The 2308-nt window shown below is 61.9% G+C and carries 2 protein-coding genes; one reads left to right on the top strand and one right to left on the bottom strand.

Translation table 11 applies throughout. From position 1 onward, the window contains the following. Positions 1-840: VOC family protein (locus HP499_RS23540; protein WP_172326461.1), on the bottom strand; the 840-nt coding region annotated here is incomplete at its 3' end. A 268-nt stretch (positions 841-1108) separates the two neighbouring features. Between HP499_RS23540 and HP499_RS23535 the strand changes: the two genes are divergently transcribed. After that, positions 1109-2308: MFS transporter (locus HP499_RS23535; RefSeq protein ID WP_172326460.1), on the top strand; the 1200-nt coding region annotated here is incomplete at its 3' end.

The following is a 2308-nucleotide window of genomic DNA, read 5'->3' as shown; positions in this document are numbered from 1 at the left end:
CCAGTCCGGCACGTAGTTGCGGTAGCCGCCGGAGTTCAGTTCCACACGCAGGCCCGAGGGGTCGCGGAAATAGAGGAAGTTCTGTTCGCCCACACCATGGATGGACGGTCCGTATTCCATGGGGGTGCCGTTTTCCATCATCACATCTGCCGTGCGGAGCAGGTCCTCGGTGGCGTCCACCCAGAAAGCGATGTGATTGACGCGGCCGGCACGCTTGGAGGTATCCAGGACCACGCCGAGGTCGTGGGACTTTTCGTTGGTGGTAAGGACAGAGAACACGGTGATGGGTGCTTCGTCCAGATCGACAAACGCCATGACCCGGAAGCCGAGTGCCTCGTTGTGCCACTGGGCGAATCCGCGGACGTCCGAGGCAGCCACGGTGACGTGGTCCAGGAAACGGGGAGCTGCTGCGTGGCTGCTGCGGCGCTCGGGGCGGTCCGGGTAGGTGGATTCGAAACCTGGCTCGGCGACGAACTTTTCTACGTCGTAGAAGAGACGCATGTGATGACCGTAGGGACCCGTGAACTCGTAAGCCTTGCCAAAACCGTGGCCGCCGGCTGACCAGGCACCCTGGACACCGGTTGCCTCAACCCTGGCAGCAGCTGCCTCCAGGGCAGACTGTGAGTTGGTGCGCCACGCCATGCGGCCCAAGGATGCTTCCGGGCCCTCGGTGATGACCAGGCTGTAGCGGTAATAGTCGCCCCAGCAGCGCAGGTAGACGTTGCCATCCACGCGGTCGATGATGCGCATGCCGAACTTTTCCTCATAGAACCGTGCCGAGGCTTCGACGTCCGGAGCGGTGATCTCGAGGTGGGCAAGATGGGAGAGGGGAGTTTCCACGATGAATTCCTTCTTAGTGCTGGCGGCTCGGACAGTTCTGCAGGTCCTGTAACCACCATGAGCCACATCACGTATTCGGAGAAGAGCAAGTATTTGATAGGAGATATCCGTCAAACAAATAGTTCAGGGGTGATGGATCTATCAACCACACGAATACCTGCTATACCCAAACAGGTATTCTCCGCTTGCGTGAGCCTTGCCACAGTGATGGGAATCCCATCGGCGCCCCTGCCGGTACCAGGGACTCTTCAACGGCGAAGGAACACCCATGAGCACCATTGATCCCACTGCGCTCCAGTCGCGCCGTCCGGCCTCCCCGAGAGAGGCGGGCAAAGCCCAGGCCGCACTGCTTGTTGCCGGAAGTTGCATGCCGGTCCTGGGTGCAGTCCTGCTGGCACCGGTCCTACCCACCCTGAACCAGGTCTTCGCTGATACGCCCGGTGTCGCCATTCTTGTGCCCTTGGTCCTGACCCTTCCAGCGCTGTTCGTGGCGCTGTTTTCGCCCTTGGCAGGCTATGTCGCTGACAGAATGGGCCGCAAGCAGTTACTGATCTACGCCATGCTGGCCTACGCGCTCTTTGGTACGGCACCTTTATGGTTGGAAAGCCTCGAATCCATCGCGGTCTCACGGATCGGTGTAGGTATTGCCGAAGCGGCCATCATGACGTGCTGCACAACGCTGATCACCGACTACTACGCGGGGCAGCAGCGGAACAAGTACCTGGGCCTCCAGACCATGGTCAGCGCACTGGCCGCCACAGCATTCTTTGCCTTGGGCGGCGCGTTGGGCAGCATCAGTTGGCGGACACCGTTCTGGCTCTACGCCGTCAGTGCGGTCCTGGTGGTACCTATGATCTTCAACCTTTGGGAACCGGCCAAGAGCCAAGGCGCAGCAAACCTTCCGGGTGCAGCGGTGCTGAAACAGCCGGTGCCGTGGCGCCGCATCGGAGCCCCTGCCGCCGTGACACTGTTCGGGGGCATCGTCTTCTATGCCCTGATCGTTCACCTTCCCTACGTCATCACGGGTTTGGGCGTCCAGGATGCCGCCCTCATCGGGGGAGCCGCCGCGATCGCTTCGCTTGCTACTGCCGCAGGGGCAATATCTTTCCGTTTTCTCGCGAAGTCGGGCACCCGGAAGCTGTTGGCCGGCGCATTCGGCCTTGCCGCCGTCGGACTGTGTGTTGTCTCTGTGGCGGGCAGTGTTCCGGTGGCAGTCCTCGGTGCAGTAATTGCCAGCGCGGGAACGGGTGTTCTGTTGCCGACGCTGCTGACGTGGGCGGTCAACGGGCTGGAATTCTCCCAGCGCGGCCGGGGTACCGGCATCTGGACAGGCACCTTGTTCATTGGCCAGTTCCTGACGCCCATTGTCCTGGGGGCAACCGCTGCCGCATTGGGCAACCTGGCTCTCGCCCTCGGTGTGTTGGGCGTCGCTTGCGGCCTGGCGCTGCTGATCGTCCTGGCCCGGGGG

It is taken from the genome of Paenarthrobacter sp. CM16 (assembly GCF_013179505.1).
Lineage (GTDB): Bacteria > Actinomycetota > Actinomycetes > Actinomycetales > Micrococcaceae > Arthrobacter.
This window is presented reverse-complemented; position numbering and strand designations above follow the sequence as displayed.